Annotated in this window: 9 protein-coding genes; 7 read left to right on the forward strand and 2 right to left on the reverse strand. The window is 67.6% G+C overall.

From position 1 onward, the window contains the following. The first annotated feature begins 70 nt into the window (after positions 1–70). The 7 genes from ACTWQJ_RS45580 (at position 71) to ACTWQJ_RS45610 (ending at position 3,870) form a co-directional block, all read left to right on the forward strand. Positions 71–337: a hypothetical protein gene (locus ACTWQJ_RS45580; RefSeq protein WP_443312270.1), complete on the forward strand. Its 267-nt coding sequence runs from the start codon at positions 71–73 to the stop codon at positions 335–337. Continuing rightward, the gene (locus tag ACTWQJ_RS45585) at positions 306–839 is read left to right on the forward strand and encodes a DUF6879 family protein (protein WP_443312271.1); all 534 of its coding nucleotides are present in this window, start codon (positions 306–308) and stop codon (positions 837–839) included. The genes ACTWQJ_RS45580 and ACTWQJ_RS45585 overlap by 32 nt, the downstream gene beginning before the upstream one ends. Before the next feature lie 15 nt (positions 840–854). Continuing rightward, positions 855–1,703 carry a helix-turn-helix domain-containing protein gene (locus tag ACTWQJ_RS45590; RefSeq protein WP_443312272.1) on the forward strand — a complete coding sequence of 283 codons (849 nt, stop codon included), beginning with the start codon at positions 855–857 and terminating at the stop codon, positions 1,701–1,703. A 171-nt stretch (positions 1,704–1,874) separates the two neighbouring features. Then, positions 1,875–2,282, forward strand: a complete 408-nt coding sequence (locus ACTWQJ_RS45595; protein WP_443312273.1) for an ATP-binding protein — start codon at positions 1,875–1,877, stop codon at positions 2,280–2,282. After that, the gene (locus tag ACTWQJ_RS45600; protein WP_443312274.1) at positions 2,276–2,599 is read left to right on the forward strand and encodes a hypothetical protein; all 324 of its coding nucleotides are present in this window, start codon (positions 2,276–2,278) and stop codon (positions 2,597–2,599) included. The genes ACTWQJ_RS45595 and ACTWQJ_RS45600 overlap by 7 nt, the downstream gene beginning before the upstream one ends. A gap of 179 nt (positions 2,600–2,778) precedes the next feature. Next, positions 2,779–2,913: a hypothetical protein gene (locus ACTWQJ_RS45605; RefSeq protein WP_263579426.1), complete on the forward strand. Its 135-nt coding sequence runs from the start codon at positions 2,779–2,781 to the stop codon at positions 2,911–2,913. A 15-nt stretch (positions 2,914–2,928) separates the two neighbouring features. Further along, positions 2,929–3,870 carry a cupin domain-containing protein gene (locus ACTWQJ_RS45610; RefSeq protein WP_443312275.1) on the forward strand — a complete coding sequence of 314 codons (942 nt, stop codon included), beginning with the start codon at positions 2,929–2,931 and terminating at the stop codon, positions 3,868–3,870. Positions 3,871–3,948: 78 nt separating this feature from the next. Here ACTWQJ_RS45610 and ACTWQJ_RS45615 read toward each other — a convergent pair whose 3' ends face one another. Next, complete coding sequence (locus ACTWQJ_RS45615; RefSeq protein WP_443312276.1) at positions 3,949–4,761, reverse strand: amidohydrolase family protein; 813 nt, start codon at positions 4,759–4,761, stop codon at positions 3,949–3,951. Between the two features lie 505 nt (positions 4,762–5,266). Next, positions 5,267–5,501, reverse strand: a 235-nt coding sequence (locus ACTWQJ_RS45620; RefSeq protein ID WP_443312277.1) for an MOSC domain-containing protein, incomplete at its 5' end; no start/stop codon positions are given.

Raw genomic sequence — 5,501 nt, forward strand, 5'->3', positions numbered from 1 at the left:
TGACGACCCATGCCCCCTTCGGAAGCGTCGCACGCAAGATCGCGCAACCGACTTGATCTGGGAGGGCATCGTGGGCCTACAGTTCATCGGGATCGACCCGAACACCGGGGGCGAGGGGTCGCCGACGGTGTGGGTGGAAGAGGAGACGGCTGACCTGGTCCTCCAGGGCGTCAAGGCCGAGGAAGCGCTGGAGGCACTGATCAGCGGTACGGAGTGGGTCGCCGGGCACGCGGTGGGAATCCCCGCCCACGAGACGGTGATCCGCATCCCCGCCCGCATGGTGCCGATTCTGAGGGAGGCGTGCGATGTCGCAGAGCGGCGTGCCGAGCTTCGCTGAGCTGCTGGCCAGTACGCGCCGCAGCGCGGTGCATCTGGAGATGCGCGACGCGTATGGCATCGGTGACGAGGCCGAGGAGTTCGAGCAGTTCAAGCGCACCGGCCACGTCGATCTCGACCCGACGGCGCGGTGGTGGCCCACCTGGCTGGGCATCGTGCGGGAGGCCGTTGACCGCGGTGTGGTGATGCGTCGGGCCAGGATCGTTTCCGAGCCCGTGACGGACTACATCCGGTGGGAGCACGCCGCCACCTTGCTGAATATCGAGGCGGGTGAGCTGGTGCGCTGGCTGCCCCGACGGCGGGCCGTGGACATCGCTCTGCCCGGAGCCGACTTCTGGCTGTTCGACGACCGCTTGGTGCAGTTCAACATCTTCACCGGGGACGGTGATTGGGCGGTTCCGCCCAAGGAATTCAGCGAGGACCCTGCAGTGGTCAAGCTGTGCTCCGACGCGTTCGAGGCCGTGTGGGAGCGTGCCGTCGACCACGAGAAGTACACCGTCTGACCCCCGCCCCGCCCCATGACCGCTTCCCCTTCGTCCAGCGCTCAGGCGGCTCGTGAAGCGCTCGCGGTGCGCCTGTCACACCTTCGCAAGGACGCCGGCCTCACCGGGAAGGAACTCTCCGCCCGGTGCGGCTGGCACCCGGCGAAAACCACTCGTATCCAAAAAGGCGAGGTACAGCCCACCGATGTGGACATCCGCGCCTGGTGCGCTGCCTGTGGTGCCGCAGACCAGGCCGACGACCTGATCGCCACGGCCCGGGCCGTAGACTCGATGTATCTGGAGTGGCGCAGGATTCACCGGACCGGCATGCGCAAGACCCAGGAGGCCTTCTACGACCTCTACGCGCAGACCGGCGTCACTCGCGCCTACGTCTCCAACGTCGTGCCCGGCTTCTTCCAGACCCCCGCGTACGCCACGGCCCTGATGGAGGCCATCACCGACTTCCAGGGCACCCCCAACGATGTCTCCGAGGCCGTCGCAGCCCGCGTGGCCCGGAGCCGGTTCCTGTACGAGGGGGGACACCGGTTCGTCGTGCTCATGGAGGAGTGCGTCCTGCGCTACCGCGTCGGTGACGCCGAGACGATGGCGGGACAGCTGAGGCATCTGCTGACCGTGATGCCGCTCCCCTCCGTCTCCCTCGGCGTCATCCCCTTCACGGCCCAAAGGACCATGTGGCCGCTGGAGGCGTTTTACCTCCATGACGGCACACGCAGCGTCGTAGAAACCCTCACAGCCGAGGTCAACGTGGTGCAGCCGCGCGAACTTGCCGACTACCGCAAGGCGTTCGGGGAGCTGACGAAGATGGCCGTCCACGGCAACGCCGCCCGTGCCTTGATCAACGCGGCGATCAACTCCCTCGGATGACGATCCGCAATTCCCCGCAATTTCGTTGAGGCAAAACTCCGGTTCTCCGTACGGTCGTTGACGTCGCCGGGCAGGCCCAGGCTCCCCTCGGCGGCAGTGGAGGAGTGTCTCGCTCGTACCCCTGTTGCGGGCGGGACGTCCCAGCCCCGAGGAGACGACCCCGTGAGCGTCATGACCAGACCCACCGCAGTCGGACCGATCGGCTACACCGAAACCCTCCCCTGTAAGCCCGAGACGGCCCGTCGTGCCCGGCTGCTCGTCTCGGCCGCGCTGAACACCTGGGGTGTAGGCGAGTTGGTCGATGTCGGCACGCTGATCGTCTCCGAGCTGGTGGGCAACGCGGTCCGCCACACCCCGTGCCGTCTGGTCCGGGTGTCCGTCCGGCGCGTCACGAACGATCTCGTACGGATCGGCGTCACCGACAAGTCCCATGCCCTGCCGAAAATGGATCTGGTCGCCGGCGGCGATGAGACTGGGCGCGGCCTGGTACTCGTCGACGCGCTGTCACACCGCTGGGGCTACAGCGAAATACGCTGGGGCAAGACCGTCTGGGCGGAGCTGGCGGTCCCGGCGTGCTGACCTTACGGCTGCTGCCCGAAGACGAACTGGCGGGCGTCGCCGATCCGGAGCGATGCGTGGAGCTAGCCGTACCCCGCCACACCGAGGGCACGATCACCGTCCGCACCCTGCGCCTGACACCCGCCGACCTGGTACGGCTCCGCACGGAAACCGATCTGGCGCTGGCGGATATCCGCACCGAAGTCATGCGCGCCGAGGCCGCGTGGCGCGAACTACTGGGGGAGTGGCATGCCGAGGGGCGAGCCGCTGTCGAGGCCAACGAGCTGGACACGGCGCTGCTTTCGCGTGTCCTGGAGCGCCTGCGCGCCTCCCTGTAGCACCCACAGACCCCGCCCGGTGTACCGAAGGACAGCCCCGGGCGGTACGGCGCCCGCGCGTGCCCCCCAAGGCGGGCGGGCGCCACTCCAGATCCGCAGTCGGTAACCGACGGAGCGGATCTGCTCAAGAGCTCCCGCTCTGGCAGAGCGGGAGCAAGCCGAGAGAACAGGAGTGCACGATGCCCGAGAACGTCGTCATGCAGCCCGCCGAGGACGGGCTGATCGTCTCCCGGAAGTCCATCGCCGCCGCCCGCTCCCGTGCGGAGCAGCCGTCCGACGGCGGCTCGACCGGTGTCTCGGACACCAACGACTGAGCGGAGCCGACAGAAGTGACCGCCTTCTCGCAGGTGGTCGAACGCCTCGGCGGGGACTTCCCCGCCGGGGCCTTCGGCCGTACTTATCGCATCTGGCGTAGCGTCGCCGACTTCTCATCTGTCCTGACGTGGGACGACCTCAACACCGTCATCGGCCAGGGACGCCTTGAACCGCCTCGCCTCCGCCTTCACCGCGACGGGGAACTCATCCCGTGGCAGCGCTACGCCACCGCTGTCACAACCCGCAGGAATGTGGTGTGGCAGCGCATCCAACCCTCGCGGTTGCACGGCCAACTTCATGATGGTGCCTCGCTGGTCCTGGACGCTGTGGATGAACTCCACCAGCCTGCCGAACGCTTGGCGCAGGCCCTCGAAAGGGTCTTCCGAGGCCGTGTCCAGATCAACGTGTACGCCTCCTGGACCGCAACGGAGGGCTTCGGCACTCACTGGGACGATCACGACGTCATCGTGGTCCAACTCGAAGGGGCCAAGCGGTGGCGTCTGTACGGGCCGACCCGGATCAACCCGCTCCGCCGTGACACCGAAGCCCCGGAGCCACCGGCAGATGAGCCCATCGAAGAAATCGCCCTCCGCGCCGGCGACATGCTGTACCTGCCCCGGGGCTGGTGGCACGCGGTGGCAGCCACCGAAGGCCGTTCCCTGCACTTGACGTGCGGGCTCCAGACCACGACCGGCGCGGATCTACTGGGCTGGCTCTCGGACCGGCTGCGGACCTCGGTCCACTCCATCCGCCACTGCCTGGCCGCCGTCCACCTCAGCCCAAGACACTCCGCCGAGACGATCAGCTCCTGCGAACTGTGGCGACGCCTCCACCAGACCCGCGCGACGGTCAGCCACTACCGTCGCCGCGGCGACCCCCTGCCACCCCGTCTCCGGCCCTGGGCCCACCACCAGCCCATCCCGCCGATAACCAACCCTCAAGATCTCCGGCTGTAGTACAAGGAGCGCTCGCCTATCGGGCCGCACTCCACCTCGCGGCGATCCTCATCTGGGCCCGGCGCTGACCCGGTGCGGTCAGAGGCTGAAGATCCGTCGTGCGTTGCCAGACAGGAACAGCTCGGTGGCCTCCTCGTCCAGGCCCAGATCACCGAGGTGTTCCAGCGCCTGGCCGGGGGTGATCATGGGGTAATTGGTGCCGAACAGCACCTTCCGGCGGCCCCGGCCGCGCAGGTAGTCGACCAGCTCGCGAGGGTAGCGGCGGGCTGTGTAGGCGCTGGTGTCGATGTAGACGTTGGCGTGCTTGTCGGCCACCGCGATCATTTCCGTGGTCCATGGGTAGCCGATGTGTCCGCACACGATGGTCAGCTCGGGGAAGTCGAGAGCGATCTGGTCGATGTAGGGGATGGGACGACCGGTCTCGGACGGGCGCAGCGGGCCGGTGTGACCGACCTGGGTGCAGAAGGGGATGCCAAGGTCGACGCAGGCGGCGTACAGCGGGTAGTACAGCCGGTCGGTGGGCGGGAGCTGCCAGAGCCAGGGCACGATCCGCAGGGCCACGAAGCCGAGTTCCTCCGCGGCGCGGCGTAGTTCCCGCACGGCCTGGACCGGCCGGGTGAGGTCTGCGCCAGCCACTCCGCGCAGCCGTCCCTCCGACTGCGCGACGAATTCGGCCACTTCGTCGTTGCTGATCAGCGCCCCCTGAGGCCCGTACCAGGCCGCCGACAGTCCGATCTCGACATCAGCCGCGGCCATAGCGGCCACCGTCGCCTTGACCGGCAACGGCTCCTCCAGTAGCCCCCGCCCCGTCCACCGGCGCAACGACTCGAACATCTCATGGTTGGAGTGACGGAGCGTGGGGTGCTGCATCCACGCATCGATGACCGGCATCAGGTTCCCTGCCTCTCTCCTGGAGCCGCTGGCCATACTGCGCCGGAAGCGGCTAAGCGATCGCTTACTGCGACACTAGCCGGTGCGTGTCGCCCACAACCACCTCTCAAGTGGCCCCACTCCATGCATCAAAGCGACAGGCCCTAGTCCCTAGTGGCGCAAGCTGCCGAACGCTTCGGCTCGTACTGGTGAAGAGGCAGTGTTCTGGTAGTGCGCTATTCAGCGCGTGGCCCTGACGTTGTTCAGCGGCCCCACCATGTTGGCTTCAGTCGGCCCCGATTCGTGAAGATCGGCCCCGCCACGGACGGCTTGACTTGGCCCCACCCATCCGCGACGCGTTGCTCGGCGGCGGGGCCAACTGGAACCGTCCGTACCGCTGCCTTCACAGGTGGTACCGCCGCAAGCCGCCACGATGGGGCAGCTGGTAGACGTCACAGCCAGCCATCTGCCTACTGAGCACTCCAGTTGCCAGATGGCACTGGAGTGCTCAGTCACATGATGACATTCAGTCGAGCCAGCGGGCCTTGTCCCCGATACGGACATGGCCGGGTTTCTCGACCGCCGCGTACACGCCGAGGGCGTTGCCGAGCTCGCGGGCGACCCAGCGCAGCACGGCGCGGTCATGCGGGACAGTCGGAGTCTCCTTGGTGATCATCACGCAGCGGTCGCACCCCTCGGTGAAGCGCAACCGCAGCGTGCCGATGACCATCCGGCGGCCGATCCAATCGTGCTCGGGGTAC

This window comes from Streptomyces sp. KR55 (assembly GCF_052245645.1).
GTDB lineage: Bacteria > Actinomycetota > Actinomycetes > Streptomycetales > Streptomycetaceae > Streptomyces > Streptomyces flavusporus.